The 18,030-nt window shown below is 46.8% G+C and carries 15 protein-coding genes and 2 pseudogenes; 7 read left to right on the plus strand and 10 right to left on the minus strand.

The annotated features are described in order from the left end of the window. Positions 1-21: 21 nt before the first annotated feature. Positions 22-1,002, minus strand: a pseudogene (locus I1H34_RS00215) (ISL3 family transposase); the annotation flags it as partial. A gap of 226 nt (positions 1,003-1,228) precedes the next feature. Further along, positions 1,229-1,681, minus strand: a complete 453-nt coding sequence (locus I1H34_RS00220) for a hypothetical protein (RefSeq protein WP_212661604.1) — start codon at positions 1,679-1,681, stop codon at positions 1,229-1,231. Between the two features lie 224 nt (positions 1,682-1,905). On the opposite strand from I1H34_RS00220, the gene I1H34_RS00225 reads away from it, so the two are divergent. Together I1H34_RS00225 and I1H34_RS00230 are read left to right on the plus strand one after the other, a co-directional pair. Next, positions 1,906-2,160: a type II toxin-antitoxin system HicA family toxin gene (locus I1H34_RS00225; protein WP_212661605.1), complete on the plus strand. Its 255-nt coding sequence runs from the start codon at positions 1,906-1,908 to the stop codon at positions 2,158-2,160. Next, positions 2,157-2,309, plus strand: a pseudogene (locus tag I1H34_RS00230) (type II toxin-antitoxin system HicB family antitoxin); the annotation flags it as partial. The gene I1H34_RS00225 and the pseudogene I1H34_RS00230, both read left to right, overlap by 4 nt. Positions 2,310-2,320: 11 nt before the next feature. Here I1H34_RS00230 and I1H34_RS00235 read toward each other — a convergent pair. Together I1H34_RS00235 and I1H34_RS00240 are read right to left on the minus strand one after the other, a co-directional pair. Then, positions 2,321-3,538 carry an IS4 family transposase gene (locus I1H34_RS00235; RefSeq protein ID WP_212661607.1) on the minus strand — a complete coding sequence of 406 codons (1,218 nt, stop codon included), beginning with the start codon at positions 3,536-3,538 and terminating at the stop codon, positions 2,321-2,323. Further along, positions 3,535-3,711, minus strand: coding sequence for an IS4/Tn5 family transposase DNA-binding protein (locus I1H34_RS00240; protein WP_212661557.1), 177 nt, complete (start codon positions 3,709-3,711; stop codon positions 3,535-3,537). The genes I1H34_RS00235 and I1H34_RS00240 overlap by 4 nt, the downstream gene beginning before the upstream one ends. Positions 3,712-3,862: 151 nt before the next feature. Between I1H34_RS00240 and I1H34_RS31960 the strand changes: the two genes are divergently transcribed. The 3 genes from I1H34_RS31960 (at position 3,863) to I1H34_RS00255 (ending at position 5,478) form a co-directional block, all read left to right on the plus strand. After that, positions 3,863-4,015 (plus strand): toxin-antitoxin system HicB family antitoxin, encoded by a 153-nt coding sequence (locus tag I1H34_RS31960; protein ID WP_249369198.1) that lies wholly within the window; start codon positions 3,863-3,865, stop codon positions 4,013-4,015. A 244-nt stretch (positions 4,016-4,259) separates the two neighbouring features. Then, positions 4,260-4,844, plus strand: a complete 585-nt coding sequence (locus I1H34_RS00250; RefSeq protein ID WP_212661608.1) for a hypothetical protein — start codon at positions 4,260-4,262, stop codon at positions 4,842-4,844. A gap of 112 nt (positions 4,845-4,956) precedes the next feature. Beyond that, positions 4,957-5,478 carry a DUF2059 domain-containing protein gene (locus I1H34_RS00255; protein WP_212661609.1) on the plus strand — a complete coding sequence of 174 codons (522 nt, stop codon included), beginning with the start codon at positions 4,957-4,959 and terminating at the stop codon, positions 5,476-5,478. Positions 5,479-5,793: 315 nt separating this feature from the next. Here the strand turns inward: I1H34_RS00255 and rpaB are convergent, their stop codons facing one another. Together rpaB and I1H34_RS00265 are read right to left on the minus strand one after the other, a co-directional pair. Continuing rightward, entirely contained in the window at positions 5,794-6,561 is a 768-nt protein-coding gene (gene rpaB / locus I1H34_RS00260; protein WP_212661610.1) for a response regulator transcription factor RpaB, read from the minus strand. Positions 6,562-6,744: 183 nt separating this feature from the next. Next, positions 6,745-9,084: an RNB domain-containing ribonuclease gene (locus I1H34_RS00265; RefSeq protein ID WP_212661611.1), complete on the minus strand. Its 2,340-nt coding sequence runs from the start codon at positions 9,082-9,084 to the stop codon at positions 6,745-6,747. A gap of 480 nt (positions 9,085-9,564) precedes the next feature. On the opposite strand from I1H34_RS00265, the gene I1H34_RS00270 reads away from it, so the two are divergent. Next, complete coding sequence (locus I1H34_RS00270; RefSeq protein WP_212661612.1) at positions 9,565-11,475, plus strand: transglycosylase domain-containing protein; 1,911 nt, start codon at positions 9,565-9,567, stop codon at positions 11,473-11,475. 2 nt (positions 11,476-11,477) lie between these two features. On the opposite strand, the gene I1H34_RS00275 is transcribed toward I1H34_RS00270, so the two are convergent. From I1H34_RS00275 to I1H34_RS00290, 4 genes are read right to left on the minus strand one after another with little or no spacing between them, the layout of a single operon-like run. Further along, positions 11,478-13,223, minus strand: a complete 1,746-nt coding sequence (locus I1H34_RS00275) for an Hsp70 family protein (RefSeq protein WP_249369194.1) — start codon at positions 13,221-13,223, stop codon at positions 11,478-11,480. A gap of 27 nt (positions 13,224-13,250) precedes the next feature. Further along, positions 13,251-13,835 carry a nucleotide exchange factor GrpE gene (locus I1H34_RS00280; RefSeq protein ID WP_212661613.1) on the minus strand — a complete coding sequence of 195 codons (585 nt, stop codon included), beginning with the start codon at positions 13,833-13,835 and terminating at the stop codon, positions 13,251-13,253. Positions 13,836-13,864: 29 nt separating this feature from the next. Then, positions 13,865-14,161: a J domain-containing protein gene (locus I1H34_RS00285; protein WP_212661614.1), complete on the minus strand. Its 297-nt coding sequence runs from the start codon at positions 14,159-14,161 to the stop codon at positions 13,865-13,867. 23 nt (positions 14,162-14,184) lie between these two features. Next, entirely contained in the window at positions 14,185-16,698 is a 2,514-nt protein-coding gene (locus tag I1H34_RS00290) for a tetratricopeptide repeat protein (RefSeq protein WP_212661615.1), read from the minus strand. A gap of 249 nt (positions 16,699-16,947) precedes the next feature. On the opposite strand from I1H34_RS00290, the gene I1H34_RS33230 reads away from it, so the two are divergent. Continuing rightward, positions 16,948-17,865: a hypothetical protein gene (locus I1H34_RS33230; RefSeq protein ID WP_212661523.1), complete on the plus strand. Its 918-nt coding sequence runs from the start codon at positions 16,948-16,950 to the stop codon at positions 17,863-17,865. Positions 17,866-18,030 lie beyond the last annotated feature (165 nt).

The raw sequence follows: 18,030 nt of genomic DNA on the forward strand, positions 1-18,030 counted from the left end.
GCGAATAAATCAAGACACTAACCCGTTTTTGGTGTACCTACCCTCAAATATCTGTGTCAATTCCTCTCGGAGTTTGTAGGCCTGCTTCATCTCAGGAGAATAAGCAAACACTCGCTCAAGCAACTGTTGTTCTGACTCCTGGAGATTCTCAGGCCGTTTTCGAAAGGCCCACATCGCACCTTTGATACTGTCATAGTCTTGCTTAGGGAGTTCTTGGCGTAGACGTTTGACCTCCCGTTTACGAACTGTATCGGCACAATTACGATAGGCTTTGGCCACATGAAAGCGGTCAATGACAATTTTTGTTTGAGGGAGTTGTTCACGGATTGCACTGACAAATCCTTGATACATATCAGTACAAACCCGCTCAATGGTTTGGCGTAAATGAAGGGGAATCGATTGAAGAAAATTTGCAACGGTCTGTTGTTTGCGGTCGGCCAGAACTGCCAATATGTCGACTCCGCCTGTGGTAGGAATCGTGATCAAAACTACAAAATCACGGTGGCCTCTTTTCAGAGAAATCTCGTCAATCCCGATAACCTTGAGATCTAAATATTCGCTCCAGTCAACTTGACAGGCAATCCAGCGATCAATGGTGCCACTGACGACATCCTCACTAACGCCTAGTTTTCTAGCAACATCTGAGACCGTTGAGTTGATCAGGATACGCAGAAGCCAATGCTCATAAGCTTTTGTATTGGGACTGCGAGGTTCATGCCATTCTAAGCGTTGAGTTGTTGTGGGATGGTCATCGCAATACCCGCATCGATAGCGCTTGGGCCGAATTTCTAAATACACTGGTACTTCGAACAATGGCAAGTGACGAATTCGAAGAGCCTGATCATGGCAATGAAGGTCAGTAATCTCATGTCCACATTTGTGGCAGGTTGTTCCTTGCAGAGTACTCTCAATTTTGATCAGCCAATCCCCTCGTTCCGTCTTCGATAGCTCTAGAACTTGAACATCGGGAAGGTTGAGGGGAATGCGAATTGAGTTATCCATGACACTCTCGTTCTGAAGTACCTCCTCAGATCATTCCATAGGGATGACTAAGGAATAAACACTATATGTAGGGTGTCACCACGCTAATTACCGGAGAGCCAAAAAACTACGACCATCTTGATCGAAGAATCCAAAGCTGAAAATTGGCTTTGAAGCAAAGTGAGGGGCTAAATTTAATCGTTTGAGTATTTGCGTGGGTAATATATCCAATCTAATCGCGCTTAACTCAACATGGGTTCAGGTAAATTGGAGCCTTACGAGATGGATAAGTAAGGGCAGCAATCAGTAATATCGACAGGTCAAATAGCACTTGTAGGGAAAAAGCTACCAGATTCTTCAGCATCACAAAGAAACCCATCAACAATATTTTCAGTAGATGGCACCCCGCTTGTGCTGCTAATGGAGACTTAAACCGAATCAGCTTCCCTGGTAAGAACAAAAACAATGATAACGCCATCGCATTGACCAGCAATAAGCCTAACAGTAAGTAACCCCCAATACCCGCTAGCAATGATCCTTTTTGGATAGAGGGTAGCAACTTGATAAATGCAGCCAACAGACCCAACATACTTAAAGGGGCCAACCAATTGGGAAGTTCAATCCCCAAAACGAAGTGCTCTAGCATCTGAAAGGCTTTGTTCAAGACTGCCTGAAACAGTTCCTCTTTGCGATCAAACATGGCCCACACCTGATGACGTTGCAGCCATGATAGTCACACTTTTAGTTTTGTCAATTGTTTTGCTGTATCTACCTAATAGACCTCTGACACCATGAGTAAGAGAGGGTAGGTACGTTCAGGCTTTTGGGTTAGTGAACAATCCCTGAAATGAACACATTTGCAACTATTTCTAGTTGCAAATGTTGAGAAACCTTTAGATAATGAGAATAGCGCTGGTACTGAGCATGACCCGGAAAGAAAAGCTCATCAAACGTTTCCTCACACGCCCTAAAGACTTTACCTGGGATGAGTTGGTTGTTCTATTGTCCATCTTTCAATTTTCTGAAGTCTCCACCGGTAAAACTGGCGGGTCTAGGAGACGTTTCATTAATTCAGATGGCCTTGTCATCAGTCTTCATAAACCTCATCCGCGCAACCTATTGAAGAAATATCAAATTGAACAAGTCATCGACATTTTAGAGGAGGAAAGGCTGATATGAAAAATATGATCGAATATCAAGGTTATTTTGGATCTGTCCATTTCAGCAACGAAGATGAAGTGTTTTATGGCAAGGTTGAGTTCATCCGCAGCCTAATTAGCTATGAAGGGACTGATGTTCAATCACTCAAAGCAGCTTTTCAAGAAGCTGACTTTTCCTGCTAAGTCTCCTGGGTAGCTAACAGCCAGCCTTCAATCAGGTCATTGAGCTTCGCCCACCCTTTCCACAGAACTTGAATTCCAATCGGTGTGTTTCGACGATGCTCCAGATATCCCCCGAGTCGTGCAACTGCTTGAACAGCCCATGCCACCGTTAATGTTTTAGGTACCTTCGGGGTCTTGGCAATGAGAACTTTGATCTGTAAAGGCGTGAGGACATCTTGTGCAGGTAATTGAGGTTGTGTTCGTTCTAAATAAGTCACACGCAACAGCTCTACAGCAGTGATACACAGGAATCCCAATAAGGTTTTCATTCCCTCAGATGCCAACCGATATCGCTCCACCTGAGTGCCCGATTTTAGAACTTTGTGATACTCCTCAACTCGCCAACGGTAGGTGTACCAACGCAAAATGGTTTGGGCCATTTCTACTGTTGTCACGACTTCACTAGTGAGCAACATCCATGACACTGCTTCTTCCCCTTCAGGTGGGGCTACTTCTGTTGCATAGACAGCGTAAACCTGAAGGGGGTGACTGGCAGCTAGTCGGGCTGGTCTTTGAAGTTCAACAAGACAACATCTCACAGCTAACTTAGCCGTGCGCGCACTCCGGCCTTTCGTTTTAGGTAAGTCAATCTCATACTCGAACTGAACACTCTGGGCTTCCAGCTTTTCCCACAGGCGATTAGGATCGTGTTCTAGACAACGATTATGAGAGGCTCTAACCACGAGTCCCGTATTGTCTAGGGTATTGAGTCGTTCAAAGACTTCAGCAATGTCTCCTTCTCGGTCAAAGACATGAATGATACGAGTTGAAGGACCCACAGCTTTCTCCACTGCGTGCAGTGCTTCCACCCAACGATAGGATTCTTTTTCCTCAAATAGACGCTCCCGAGCAGTTTTACGCGCTTTGGTCTGACGTTTCTTCTTTTGTCGGGACGTTTCATTCTTCGGGGGCTTGGGGCGATGCTGACGATTCCACACTTTTTGCCATAACAAACCCAAGGGTTGGCCCTGCTCAGGGTCAACGGCTAAGGCACTATGGAGTAATAATCCATTCCCCCCTCTGCCTTGGGGACCATAGCCTTGGCGCTTCTGCTTGATACCTTCATAGTCGAGGAAGGTGGTGTCGCCAACACTCAAGGTCATCTCTTGCGACGATACGCTACAAGCGGTCATAGAACAATGAGGAGAAATAATCTTAGCGAAGCTGGTTTTCACATTTGCGAAAACTCGTAAGACCGTTTGAGGGCTTTCCCAGTCTCAAATACGGTCGATAGGGCTTGACCAAATTTCTCACTCAGAGAACGACCGATACTGAATGCACGGTGATTCAATCGTTGATCACCCAACTCACAGGTTCCAAAATTTTGCTCATAACGCTCTGGACTCATTAGATGCTCCCTGGGTATCACTGCACTTACTTTAACCAAGGCTGAGACTAAGGGCTACAAATACCACCCACTAAGCACTGGAAGACTTAGCAGGAAAAGTCAGTTTCAAGAAGCCATTGATGAGTATCTAACCGATTGTGCTGAAAACGCAATAGAGCCTGAGCACTCCTTCAAGGGGAGCTTCAATATCCGACCTGGAACTCAGCTCCATAGACAAGCTGCGATCGCAGCTCAGCAGCGGGGAATCAATCTCAATGCTCTTGTAACTGAAGCGCTAGAGAACTATCTACAGCCATCGAAGTAGCTCCCACCGATCACCCCCAACACTTCGCCACCCGCTCCCGATCCAACCACACTCCGACCATTTCCTCAATCCACTCAATTGCTTCATTTAGCTGCAGCTCAACCACCTGTAAGATATTAAGCGTGTCTTCCAGCTCTGGACTTTTAAACGAAATTTTGATGAGCGACTTTTTTCCCTCAACTGTGATCCAGAATTGCCTAATACATTAGTCTACTATCAGAGCCTTTGAAACAATTGCACTCTCATGCCCATAACCTACACCAACCGGAAGCAGAAAACGTTTTATTTGCATCAGGGCAAGACTAAAACAGGTAAACCCAAATGCCACTTCTCAATGAAGGCTGAGGGAGTATTAGCCGAGGCCATCCCAGAAGGATTTGAAATCTATGAAAATCCTAATGCCCAAGTTTTCTTGAGGAAGATTCCGCCAAAGCTGATCACCGATCAGGAATTATGCCTTGTTAAGGATGGAATGGAGAAATATTCCCATGCAGATAAATACATAGTTGATGTTAAGAAAGAGGCTATAAGTATTTTTACTCCAACTCAGAATGTTTCTGCCCTTTCAGAGTTTCTCGTTCCAACAGCTCAGGCTCTAGGAAAAACTCAAGAGGACTTACAAAAACTCCTCCAACAGGTGCTGTCTTATTCCTGTGGTTTTAGGTTCATTTTGGTGGACAAACAGCAGCGACTCTTTCAAGCCCAGAGATATTGCTATCTAGGTTCCATTGACGATTGGATAGAGATTGGTTCCACCGACCAACTCGAAATTCTGGTAAAAAATTATGCAAAACATATTGACCAGGACTCCATGTATGAATTGCTATGAGAGTAAATTTATACTAAGAAAATATAATCTTTTCCGGGTGACTTTGCAGTAAGACAGGAATGATAGTAGTTTCACGGTAGCCTCTCAGATATACAATTCTGTTGGAGTTAAAATGTTCAAAGTTAAGTCATATGTTTCTAGGCTTCTGCTAATTTTTTCTCTCTTTATCACTGCATGTGAAACAAACTTACAGCGGGAAACCTCAAAGCAAGTTCGCTTAGAACCATTAGCAACTGGTGATTCTAAGACAAAATTGGTTAGAGACGTTGTTTTAGAAATAGGAATCGCTCAACAATATGACCTACATCTGAATAACACAACTGATGCACTAATCCCATCATCTTCGAGCAACAAGAAATGGAGGATATGGTTGCAAGAAATTGTGGAAAAAGAAGCTGGTTGGAGGAATATCGAAGACCAATACATTGCACATTTAGAAGCTAATTTCTCAGAAGCTGAGTTAAATAAATTATTGAATCTAGCCAAACAACCCGTTATGAAAAAATGGTTGCAGGCTAACATGAAAGCCTATTCAAATGTGGCTCCAACAAGGCAAAAATTGCTGGAAAAAGTGTGGTTTGACTACAATTCAGGAAAAATAACACCCCCGGATGGTGTGAAACCTGGATCTTGAAGAATTAATCCTAGGAAGATGACATTAGTATTCCATGATTATCTGATCACACCCTGACCCGAGCCACCCGCTCCCGAGCCAGGTACACTCCGATCATCTCCCCAATCCGCTCCATCGTCTTCGGCAACCTCAGTTCGATGACCTCCGGTCGGCCTTCGGCCATCACCTGCAAAATCGCAAAGTTCTTCTCAAGTTCGACGGCGCACTCCCAGCAGAAACCTGGTGTAGCAAACGGTTTCCTCACAAACGGCTTCCCCGCCCCCACCACCGTTATCCAGTATTGTCTTAGGCTATTCTGGGATGCCGTCAGATGTTCTAGCTGGCCTCATGTTCTACCAATCTGTGTAATTGATCGTATTTCAACGCATAGCCGACTCCACGAACCGTCTGAAAAAGCTCGGATTCCTCTAGATCTGCCTTGAGTTTTTTACGTAGACGAGACATATGAACATCAACAACCCGTGTGTCAACTATAGACTCTTTGCTATATCCCCATACCTTCTCTAACAGCTCTTGACGAGGAACTGCTTCTCCAGGGCGACTAGCCAATAGTTCCAATAAACTATATTCCACATAGGTGAGGGAGATCCGTTCTTCATCTAGGCACACTTGCCGCTTATTGGTATCAATATGTAGTGAACCCATCTCAATCACACCTGTAAGTCGATAATTAGAGGGTTTCAGCACATCCAGTCTGCGTAGAATACTCCGAACACGAGATTCTAATTCCTTGGGTGAAAAGGGCTTGACCATGTAATCATCAGCACCCATTTCCAAGCCTGTAATACGGTCTCTTACATCTGAGAGAGCGGTCAACATAATAATCGGAACTCTTGATATTTTGCGGACTGCTTGGCAGACACCATAACCATCCAGTTTGGGCATCATCACATCTAAGACAATCAAGTCGGGATTTTGATGCTCAAAAACCTCTAACGCTTCTATGCCATCAGCAGCGGTGAAGACTTGATAGCCCACCATCGTTAGTCGAGCCGATAAAATTCGTCGAATAGAAGCTTCATCGTCAACTATTAGAATGGAATGCTGATCATTACTCGGATTATTCATGGAGACAGACGTCATTAGTCATATTTCAATCCAGAGTAGCATTGTTGTTTAGACAATAATACTTGAAACACTTGATAGACAAGCTTTTTATAGTTAGTCAATTTGTGCGAGAGCATAACTCTTGCATCACCTACCCCTAATCCACCCCACTCTCACCTTCGCCTCTGCCTTGAATCACCCTATATAGATAGGAGGGAATCAATCTTCTTGGTTGGTCAAATTCTGAGGTTGGCTGAATTCTACTCCCGGAAACCACTCACCCCAATGCTGCGGTGCCAGCTCCCGCACTTGTTCCAGTACCTCTTTAGCAGCCAGACTCTTAGCCAATTTTTTCTTCTTCGCTACCCCGCTACCTTCAATTCGTTCACCCAGAATATACAACTCACACTTACAGATAAACCAATCATCTGAGCTGTCCATTTCGTACTCTGGATTCTCCCATCTCAATCTCTGGCAGACATCCATCAACATCCCAACAAAATTCTGACCACCACTGAGTGGTTTCACCAACGCAGCATGAATGGCTTTGGACAGCGATACCTTGCTAGAGGATGAAGATTTGGACGACAATTGAGGCTCTGGCACCGGAGGCTGTACCCGCTCTTTTGGATGGAATAAGCTGCTCCCAAGATAGGCTTCCAGCCATAATAAACAAGCCTGATGACGTGCATATTGCTTACGGGAATGGACTGCTGGATGAACCGTTGTGAGTGATTCTCCAGATTGTTTGACCTCTAACCAGACTGTGAATGGTGTGCTATCCCCCACCTCAATATATTCGAACTCTTCCCAATCCTTTTCCTGGCTTGAGGCAACGCTGATCACACTCGCTGCATCCTGAACATGATGAGTAAGATGCTGGATAACTTGCTGCTGTAATTCACTGTCACTTCCTTGAAACATCAACAAGTACAAGTCTTGAACTGTTAATTTCTCTGATTCCAAGCGACTGACTAACTCACTGTGGAGTCGCTCAAAATCCTGGTTCTCAGCAGCATACTTCACCAAACGAGTGAATTCTTTACTGGAAAGACGACCCAGCTCTTCAGGTGTCTGGAGTTGATCTTGGTAGACCTTCTGATGCACAGCCTTAAAGTACTCTGAGGTCTCTTTTTCATCCTCACGCCTGACTTGGGCAATATGCTGTCCCAATTGTTCAAGATCAGGCACGGTATAGGGTACCTCTTTCTGCTTGAGTACAGCTTTAACAATGCGATGGTTGATCAAGTCAGCCAGTCTCCGTATCGGACTGGTGAAGTGACAATAAGCAGGCAGGTTTAGGGCAAAGTGTCCGATTAACGCTGGACCATACTCAGCACGGTTCATCCAACTGTATAACCGTTGGCGAATAGCAGCGTTAGATCCTAACGTCAACAATGTCTGATTCATTGTTTCCCGATCTGGGGCAATTGCCCTGGCCGTGTGATTGCGATACAGGGCCGGGATATCTTGAGCTGCCAACCACTGGGCTACAGCCCGGTTCGCCAGGATCATAAATTCTTGAATCAGGATATGGCTACGATGGCGTTCACCCTGGACCAAGCTGCCCTCTTCTGTAAGCCACTGGCCTTGGGCTGTCTGGGTTGCACCAATCGCGCCAGAGGTCAGCCGATTCCGGTACAAATGCAATGCCCACTGATGGGCCATCTCTAAGGTCTTTTGAAAAGCAGGGTGTGCATCGGGCTGGGATGCTTCAGCGTAGGTAAATCGTTTCTGGCTCGTCAGCCAAGACTCAAAGATTTCCATATCCATAATCTGAGCCTTCGCATCGAGGGTGACCTGGATCGTCAGGGTGGGACGCTTTTGGCACTCTAGGAGACTCAGCTTATCTTCTGAGAGCGGCCTCGGCAGCATGGGAGCATTCCCCTTACTGAAATAGCGTGTGGTTGTGCGCTCAATTGCCACTTGATCCAAACTCGAATCAATCTCGATGAGTTCAGAGACGTCAGCAATATGGATAGAGAAAACAGCACCTGAATCAGTGGGTTCAATCCAGATGGCATCATCTAAGTCCCGCGAAGTTGGACCATCAATGGTGATGCCGTGGACTCGGGGACGTTGCCAGAGTTCATCAGAGAGGACAAGGCGCTTGGCTGCTGCAAATGCTTGAGGGGGGAAACGGTTATTGCTTTTGGGAGTCGCTTTGGTCTTTGCTGGTGGCTTATCCTCAGTCGGCGATTTAGATTGCTCATCTTGAACAGATACCTTAGCCTGTTCTATGGGCTGGTCCTGAGCTAGCGGTATAGGCTTCTTATCTTGAGGTACGGCTTCAGACTTTGACTCCAACGTTTTCAATGAAGGGGGTTTGAGAGTTGTTCTTTCTTGGTGCAGCGCTTTCTGTTTGGCCTGCTTCTGGGATTTCCTAAGTGCTGACTTCCGCTGATCTATCTTGGATGCTTTGGTCTGGACCTGGACTGAGTTGAGCTGGGATTCAAGCTTTGTAATAGCACTCTTGAGCAGCTTGGCGGCGGTGGGGTTGGTGCATTCTTGAAGCTGTTGGCGAAGTTGGGAGAGCTTTTCTGAAGTGGAAATAGGCATGAGAGCTTCACGGGGAGCGGACTTGCAGTCATTCTAATGTGAGAAAAGGGGATTTGGGCGGAATTTAGGTTCATTCTCAGGAGCAGTCTACTCTAAACCGGACTGACACACACCAAGAAGCTGGCGATTCTCGTTAGCCCCAAGAATGCGATCAGCATGGCCGTCAGGCAGATCAAAGATAGGCAACGATATACCTTGCTTGAGCGGCGCTTGGGTGGTGTTCCCAAAACTGACGAATCACTAGCTTCCACAATTTTTTAACGGGTCGTTAACACAGTCATCGATAATCTGGGTTGTTTAACTAGCTCATGAAATCCCCATATTGTTGCGTTATTTTGCAGAGATGATGGCTCTTTAAGATCGAGAGTGAAACTTTACTTTAGTATGGGCAGACTTTAGGTATAGAAAGCTTCTCAGTTATTTTTTAGCAGTAACCTCACACTCCAAATTTAGTGTGTCATGGTTGCCCTTTAATACACCATGTCATCTAGTGCCACTTCTCATCGAGACTTCTCCTCTAGATCAACCTCCACCCTCTTTTTAAGGGGGATAGGCAATGCTACCTTGACCACCATATTGACCTTGACCCTCCTGGGAAGTGCTGGTTTAGCAGGAGGACTGATGGGGGTAGCGATTAGTTATCGCGATCTGCCTGATGTGACTTCATTAACCCGCTTTTCACCCAATGAAACAACTTACATCTATGACATCAACGGTAAGTTACTCACGGGCTTGCATGAGGAAGAGAATCGCCAGGTTGTCCCACTGGCTAAAATCTCTCCCCACTTGAAACTGTCCGTACTCGCCATCGAAGATAGCAACTTTTACCAACATGACGGCATTAATCCAGTCGGTATCCTGCGGGCAGCCATCACCAATTACCAGGCAGGTCAGACGGTACAAGGGGCATCAACCTTGAGTATGCAGCTGGCTAAAAATCTCTATCTGACCCCAGAAAGAGCCTTGAGTCGCAAGCTCGCAGAAGCAGTTCTAGCACTGAGAATCGAACAACTGCTCAGTAAAGATGAAATTTTAGAGCTATACCTCAATCAAGTGTATTGGGGACATAATACCTATGGCATAGAAACAGCCGCCCAGAGTTATTTCAATAAATCTGCTGAAGATCTGACCCTAGCTGAATCTGCCATGATGGCTGGGATTATCAAAGCACCAGAAGGGTATAGTCCCTTTGTAGATTTAGACCTTGCTAAAGAACAACAGAACATCGTTCTGGGGCGTTTGGAGGAACTGAAATGGATTACATCTGCTGAGGCTGAAGCAGCTCGGACAGAGAAAATCATTTTAGGAGAAATTACCTCCTATCAACGGAGCCAAGCCCCTGATGTCACCAATACCGTCATTCAGGAATTGACTGAAAGATTTGGTCGAGAGGCACTCGTTAGAGGAGGATTCCGAGTTCAAACGACTCTTGATTGGAAGATGCAGGAAATTGCGGAGAAGACCGTTCGCAGGAATCATCAACACTATGCCTATGCAGCGGACCAGATGGCATTAGTCGCAGTCGATCCGAGAACGCACTTCATCAAGGCCATCGTTGGTGGAGTGGATAACAAAAAAAGTGAATTCAATCGGGCGACTCAGGCTTATCGACAACCCGGTTCTGCTTTCAAACCCTTTGTGTATTACACCGCCTTTGCGACGGGGAAGTACACCCCAGATTCAATGATTAACGACTCTCCCGTGAGCTTCAATGATGGTGGTATAGAGCGGTATAAACCTCAAAACTATGACCGCAGTTTTCAAGGCTCAATGTCCATTCGCCAAGCCTTATCTCAATCACGGAATGTACCCGCGATTGTCATGGGGCAAAAGGTGGGTATCAAGAACGTCATCGACGTGTGCCGAAAATTAGGGATTATGAGCCCGATTCCCAATGTAATTTCACTTCCCTTAGGGGCGGTAGATTTAACTCCAGTTGAGATGGCCTCAGCTTATGCCACCTTTGCCAATAACGGTTGGCAGTCCAAAACAACAGCCATTTTGCAAGTCACAGATCCTGCGGGCAAAGTGTTGATTGACAATACCCCACAACCCAAGCAGGTACTCAATCCTTGGGCTGCTGCCTCCGTCAATAGTACGTTGCAAACCGTCGTGCAATCCGGGACGGGGGTAGCGGCCCAGATTGGTCGCCCCGCAGCGGGGAAGACGGGGACCACTTCGTCCGAGCGGGATGTTTGGTTTGTGGGCTATGTGCCTCAACTATCTGTGGCCGTGTGGGCTGGTAATGACAATTACTCCCGGATTGGGTCTGGGGCAACGGGGGGAGGGTGGATGGCCCCTGTTTGGCGAGAGTTTATGAGTGAGGTATTGAAGGATACGCCTGTTCAGTATTTTGAGCCACCTTCCAAGTTTCCCAAGCCCAAGGGTTGAGATTATTCACCTACCTGATCGTACCTCTGTAGTTTCAGATCTAGAGCGGTGCGCACATCTAAAACTGATTCCGGGTCATCCTCAGGGGTGATCGCCTCGACTTGGTTAAGCATTTCCCGCAACGATTCCGCTTCATCACCCTCCATGGATTCTAAGAGTCGATGGGCGTGATCGATTAACTCCGTCTGAGTAGGCATGGAGTCATCAGCATCGATTTCAATGCCTGCACCTTGGGCGAACAATGATTCAATTTCAGCTCTAGATTGAGTGAGCTCATGACTAGACAGACGGCTCGTCCCTGCATCATCAACAATCAATGTACTCTGCTGACCCTTCCCTTTCTCCGTTGCCGTCACGGTCAAAATACCATTGTGGTCAAAATCAAAATGCACTTCAACTTGGACACCCCCTGCAGGTCGAGGCGGCAGCCCCTCCACCCGAAATGACCCAAGCGGGACATTCTCTCGTGCAACTGCATTCTCCCCTTGAAACACCTCAATCTCCACCGTTTCTTGACCATCAGAGCAAGTGGAGTACACTTCAGAACGCGAGACGGGAATGACACTATTGCGAGCAATGATCCTGCTAAACATCCCTGGCATGGTGCCAAATGCGGTACTCATCGCTGCGGCAATACCCAAGGAATGGGGAATAACATCCACCAAAATAGCGTCGACGGAGGCACCCGATAGTACGCCCGCTTGAATGCCAGCCCCTAAGCTCACACATAAATCGGGCTGGATACCGTCAATGGGAGCTTGTTCTAGATGGGCTGTAATCATCTTTTGGACTAACGGAATACGAGTAGAGCCTCCCACCAGAATCACCCGATCCAAATCTTGCTTGTCCAGCTTTGCATCCGCTAAAGCTCGGTCTATCGCCTCCAATGTTTCTTCAATCAGGGGTTGAATGAGGTCTTCAAAGGACTCCCGTGCTAATTCCACTTCCAGGTGCAGTGCGGTCTTCCCCTGGCTGACTAAATAGGGTTCACGCGCTGTCGCAAAAGCATGTTCACTCAAGTCAATCTTGACTTTTTCCGCCGCCCGGAGCAATCGGGCGTGGACGGTGGGATCTGCAGGAACCTCTGTGTCATGACTTTGCCGAAACTGCTCTGTGAGGTACAGCTGCAACCGTCGGTCAAAATCATCCCCACCAAGACGATTGTTCCCATGGCTGGCCAAGACTTCGGTCACATCTCCGGTAATCTCGACGATTGAAACATCGAATGTGCCGCCGCCAAGGTCATAAACCAGCACCTGCTCTGTTTCCTCACTGCGGAAATCATAGGTTAAAGCAGCAGCCGTGGGCTCATTGAGCACTTGCAGCACTTCTAAGCCAGCAATTTCTCCGGCCTCCTTCGTGGCTTGTCGTTGAGCATCTGTAAAGAAGGCGGGCACGGTAATGACTGCTTGGGTAACTGCTTCACCAAAGGCATCTTCCGCTCGTTGCTTCAAGGTACGGAGGAGAATAGCAGAGATTTCTTGGGGGGAATAGGTTTTCTCTCCCAGTACCGTCTTATGATCCGTTCCCATCTGCCGTTTGATAGATTTCACGGTCTGTTCAGGAGCAGCTGCATATTGCCTAAGCGCTTCTCTGCCTATGAGGAGTTTGCCCTTTGTTGTGATTCCCACACAGGATGGCAACAGGGTTTCCCCATTCTCGTCTGGGATGGCCCAAGGTTGGCCATTATCAATGGCAGCCACAACCGAATTCGTCGTTCCTAGATCAATCCCGACTGCTGTACCCATATCGTCTATCCTTTGTAAGTTCTTGAACTATCGCTCGTCTGGATCTGAGGGTTTAGAAGCCACCATCACTTGAGCTTCACGCAAGATCCGATTCTGCCATAAGTACCCCTTAACCACTTCTTGAATAACGGTATTCTCTTCTACTTCTGCACTTTCTTGCCGACCTAGTGCATACATCTGTTCTGGATCAAAGGGTTGACCGTTCACTTCAATGGGTACGACCTGTCGCTGCTGGAGGATATCGAGCATTGAGCGGCGGATCAGTTCAACCCCTTCTTTCGCACTACCAATAATCTCATGGGTACCATCCGCCTCCTGGGAAAAGTCTAATTCTGATGGATCAGGGCCAACTGATGTAGGGGATTCTGTTCGCCAGAACATCAACCACTGCTGACATTTTTGGAAAAAAGAGGATGAGGAAGCAGCAGAGGATACTTGGGATTGAGAAAGAGGTGTTGCTAAGGTCTGCAAATGGTCCTGTTCCGCTTGATGCCAATGCTCACATGCATGATCTAAGGCATCTAAAATACCCAGCAAATCTTGCAGGAGACGTTCTTGGTCTCGTCGGTTTTTGGCAGTTTGGGTGGCTAGCTCTCGGGGGGATTGGGTCATGATGTTCTAGGGTCCATCTCCTGGTCACTTTAGAATGTTAGCCGCACTAATTCTGTTAAGGTCACTTGCGCTTGAGCGGTAGCTCGTGCTCGCAGCTGGGTGACGACTGGCGCATCCAACTCCTGCTGACACGGTTGGAGTTCAAAGAAATCTTGTTCAGGTTGCTGTTCTCCCTGGCGCAGGGCTTCATAGGCTGCCCGAATTGCTTTGAATTCTTGAGGCTGTTTATGGGCGGGAAATTCCCGTAATTTGGCATGATAGGCGGACTTGATCTCAGTTGGGGTTGCCCCAACTGCCAAGCCTAAGAGGTCATAGTGGTCTTGCATCGTTGGTTATCCTCGCCAAGTTCTTAGAATTGAAATCCACGTTTTGTTTTTTTCGGCTTGCTCTTGGAGCGCGACCGACCAAAGGGTAAGCCTGCATTCAGGGGATCTGGCTCAAAGAAGTAATCATCATCTTCATCCCCAAAATCAGGGAGATCATCCATCATCCGATCTACTAATTCTGGCAACATCCTTTCCAAGAGTTCGGGTGGAATTTCTGAGCCAAACATTTGCTGCGCCATCTTACGCATCATATCTGTCAGGTCTATTTCGCCGGATTCACTGAAATTGGTCAAGTCGGGAAAGACGGCTTGGGCCATCATCCCTGACTGAAAAGCTTCTTCGGCACGATAGGCTTGCAGTGCCGGAGCATCTTGTAACCGTCGAGCCAGTTCAAACCCTTGCTCATGCCAGTTTTGGTAAGCTTGACTCTCAATGTCAAAGGTCGTCGCTTTCGCTAGGAGTAATTGAGGATTCTGGGCGTCTTGGCTGAGGGCCGTGTCAATCAGAGGACGGAGGACGTCTGTTTGGATATAGTACCGAGCTTGCAGCTGGATACGGGCTAAGGCTGTTCCAGGTTGGGGGGACTGATTTAGATAGAGTTGAAGGGCCATATGTAAGCGTTCTGCAGCTAATCCTTTGACAACTAGGAGAACAAGATGAGCCTCTTGTACTTCTGGATACTGCTCGCCTAGGGCAAAGTGTTGCTGCAAATACTGGCTCTCCAAGGCAGCAATCCCTTTGAGTCGCTTGGCAAAGAGCTTAAGACTAAGAAAAATCGCTTGCAGGGGCTGAATCTGCTCTTGAGGGGATGATGTTTTTAACAAACGAGCCCATTTTGGGGTAGCGGATGATTGGACTAATGTGACCCGACCCGCAGCGTTGGGTTCGTCCTCAACGGATTCCACAAAAATCTGGCAGGCTTGCAATGCGGGGTCTTGACTGGCTTCTCTGGACATCACGAGCTGGGCAAAGACCCGATAATTTTGGGTGGACAGGGCTTCTTGCCACCAGGGAATGCCTAGCTCTGGCTCGATCTCTAGATCCCCGAATGATTTACCAAATTGTTGACGGGCTTCGCGAATGGCTTGGTCTTCTCCTTGTTCTTCGAAGGATTCAATCAGGGCAAAGTAAACATCGCCATAGGTACATCCCTCACTTAAGGCTTCCGTTAGCAAAGGAATAGCTTGGTCGAGTTGATTCTTCGCAAATGCCATTAAGCCTTGGCGACCCATGACCTCTGCAGATGTGGGAGACATCTGTTCAGCTTGTTTCAGCGTTCGTATCCCCTGTTTGGAATTCCCCATCTCCATCCATAAATCCGTCTGCCAGCAATAAAGTTTCGCCAGTATGGGTTGAGTACGAGTTTCGGGCCAAGCTTGGGAGTCTGCTCGGGCAGTGGTCTTAACCCAATCTAAGAGGCGACTGAGTAGATGCTGACGTTGAGGGAAGCGTTCAGTCTCTTGATAGACCAGATGGAGCTTTAGGGCTAATTTGGGGTCAAAGGGGTCTGATTCAATCAGGTCTTCCCAAAAGGTGATCGTACATTGGGGTTGACGATTCTGGAGGGCTTGTTCCCCTGCTAGCAGCAATAGTGGTCGTCTAAGAATATCGACATCAGGATAGTCTAAGCAGGGTTGTGGCAATCGCTGAATTAGATGGGCAGCTTCATGGTAGTCAGATTGGTCAATCAGATAGAGGGCTTCAAGGACAATGGCTAAGGACCGATCCGAATGAAGGTGACCATCTCGCTCAATTAAAGGGAGAAGGGATTGTTGTTGATCTAACGCTTGCCTGATGGCAAGTCGTTCAAGGGCGGGGTGCTGAGGAGTTATACCTGAATTGAATCGTAGGGCACTGAAGGGAGAATACGGCTTCAGTCCTAAGATACTCTCTGAGATTTCCCAGTGACCTAACTGCTGCTGGGTGTAGGCAATCCAAACGGACTGATTATCTCCCGGAGTTACGGCTCTGCGATCCATTTTCTTGAAAGACGTGATCGCTTTTTGAGGATCTTCAGCAGCTAAGGCTAACACCCCTCTGGCCCAATGCAATTGAGCAGCATAGAACCGTTTGGATTGATGGGTGATCAGGTCTTGAATTGCTTCAATATCCTCATTGAGGAATAAGAGTTTCAAATAGCACCCTGCATAGTTTTTAGGTAATACTTTCTCCTCAAAGGCTTTCTGAATAAGGGCTAATGCAGCCTCTATCTGATCTGAGGCTAAAAGGCATTTGGCTAGCCAATAATGTCCCTCACCAGCATGACCAAGAGTGAGTGCCTTCCGCAAAGAAACTTCAGCTTGAGAATAGTCGCCTTGGTCATATTCCTGCTGACCCTGCAGCAGCCATAGTTGGGATTCTGACTGACTAATCTGTGCTTCGGGATAGGAACGATGAATTTGCTTCAGCTTGTCTAAGGCTTGGCGATAGTTTTGACGTTGAACTTGCGTTTGCAGCTGCCTCTCTAGCTTCTCAAATTTGGAAGATGGGCTCGTTGACGCTGACCTTTGACGTTGCTTGGTTTTTCGTTTGGCCACAATCCTGCCCTCAGTTCAACAATGAAACCCCCCAACCAACTTCTATCAGGATAATTGTGAACTCAATACAGTAGATACTTATTGGCCTTTTCTTAATATTGGATATCAAAGCGGCCCGAGAGGGGCAAAACGCTCCAAAAATCGCCAAGATAGTCTCATTAATGATTAGATCAAGTGAATCATACTCTGGGAATGCTAACTCATAGCATTCTTACACTTTGCTGAAACTATACTGATCTCCGACAACCTATGGCCACTGACAACAAATATTCTGAAGTACTTCTTGAGTTAAAGACCCACTACCAACAAACACTGGCTGAACTTGAAGCTCAAACAAATCAACTCAAGACCAAAATCACGTCTCTAGATACGTTGATTGAAGATCCATTGTTAGGCTCAGATATCCTTTCAATCCTGCAGGGTGAAGCAGATTCAATACCACCAGAAGCTCCAGCCTCAAAAGTGGCTGATACTGTAAAATCTGAAGCTGAATCTAAACCCAAGAAAACTGCTCCAAAAGCTGCTTCAAAGAAGAAATCTACAACTCCGAAGAAACCAGCGTCAACTCCAAAGACAAAGGGAAAAGTAGAATCTAAAGCTGAAGCTACTCCAAAGAAAGTTACCCCGAAAGCTTCACCCTCATCTGGGAAAAGAAAATCTCCAGCATCTAAGAAAACAGCATCAGCTCCAAAAGATACTAAAAAGGTAGAACCCAAAGCTGAAGAAAAGCCCAAGATAGTTGCTCCAAAAGCTTCACGCTCGTCTTCACAGAAACAGTCTTCGGCCTCCAAAAAAGCTGCATCCCAGACAGAGACTAAAAAGAAGAATCAGAAAAAACCGAGCCAGTCTTCATCCAGTCCTCTAAAGATGAACAAGCCTTATGACCAGATGAACAAGACTAAAGCCATTGCTCAGATCCTGCAGGAGAATCCTGGTAAAGTCATGCATACCGATGACTTGAGCTTGATATTGTTTGGTAAGTTGACCCCAGAGCAACATCAAGCTGAGCGGGCAAGGATGAAAACCACTATGTATCGAGGTGTTGATCAGAATCGTTGGAACAAAGTACCTAAAAAGAACATGTGCTATGTCTACGATCCCAGTAAAAATGTTGGCCCTACGAACTCAGATACAACCAAGGGTCAGAAGTCTCGCAAGAAGACCTGATCGTAGATAGGCAAACTCAGCTATCGTACCCTGGTCCAGTGAAACCAGGGTACGATAATTTTTCTATTGTTATACTCGTTTACCCTATTACCTCAGTTAACCTCAAACTACCGGGTACTGACATAAACACATCTGTTTATGGTTAATATACTCACTATTTGAGGA

Origin of the sequence: Acaryochloris marina S15 (genome assembly GCF_018336915.1) — a bacterium.
GTDB classification, from domain to species: Bacteria; Cyanobacteriota; Cyanobacteriia; order Thermosynechococcales; family Thermosynechococcaceae; genus Acaryochloris; species Acaryochloris marina_A.

Bases quoted from the DNA above. Each gene is read 5' to 3' on its own strand.
- I1H34_RS00220 (WP_212661604.1), bottom strand. From the start codon at position 1,681: ATGTTTGATCGCAAAGAGGAACTGTTTCAGGCAGTCTTGAACAAAGCC.
- I1H34_RS00225 (WP_212661605.1), top strand. From the start codon at position 1,906: ATGACCCGGAAAGAAAAGCTCATCAAACGTTTCCTCACACGCCCTAAA.
- I1H34_RS00240 (WP_212661557.1), bottom strand. From the start codon at position 3,711: ATGAGTCCAGAGCGTTATGAGCAAAATTTTGGAACCTGTGAGTTGGGT.
- I1H34_RS00250 (WP_212661608.1), top strand. From the start codon at position 4,260: ATGCCCATAACCTACACCAACCGGAAGCAGAAAACGTTTTATTTGCAT.
- I1H34_RS00255 (WP_212661609.1), top strand. From the start codon at position 4,957: ATGTTCAAAGTTAAGTCATATGTTTCTAGGCTTCTGCTAATTTTTTCT.
- rpaB (WP_212661610.1), bottom strand. From the start codon at position 6,561: ATGACGTCTGTCTCCATGAATAATCCGAGTAATGATCAGCATTCCATT.
- I1H34_RS00265 (WP_212661611.1), bottom strand. From the start codon at position 9,084: ATGCCTATTTCCACTTCAGAAAAGCTCTCCCAACTTCGCCAACAGCTT.
- I1H34_RS00270 (WP_212661612.1), top strand. From the start codon at position 9,565: ATGTCATCTAGTGCCACTTCTCATCGAGACTTCTCCTCTAGATCAACC.
- I1H34_RS00275 (WP_249369194.1), bottom strand. From the start codon at position 13,223: ATGGGTACAGCAGTCGGGATTGATCTAGGAACGACGAATTCGGTTGTG.
- I1H34_RS00280 (WP_212661613.1), bottom strand. From the start codon at position 13,835: ATGACCCAATCCCCCCGAGAGCTAGCCACCCAAACTGCCAAAAACCGA.
- I1H34_RS00285 (WP_212661614.1), bottom strand. From the start codon at position 14,161: ATGCAAGACCACTATGACCTCTTAGGCTTGGCAGTTGGGGCAACCCCA.
- I1H34_RS33230 (WP_212661523.1), top strand. From the start codon at position 16,948: ATGGCCACTGACAACAAATATTCTGAAGTACTTCTTGAGTTAAAGACC.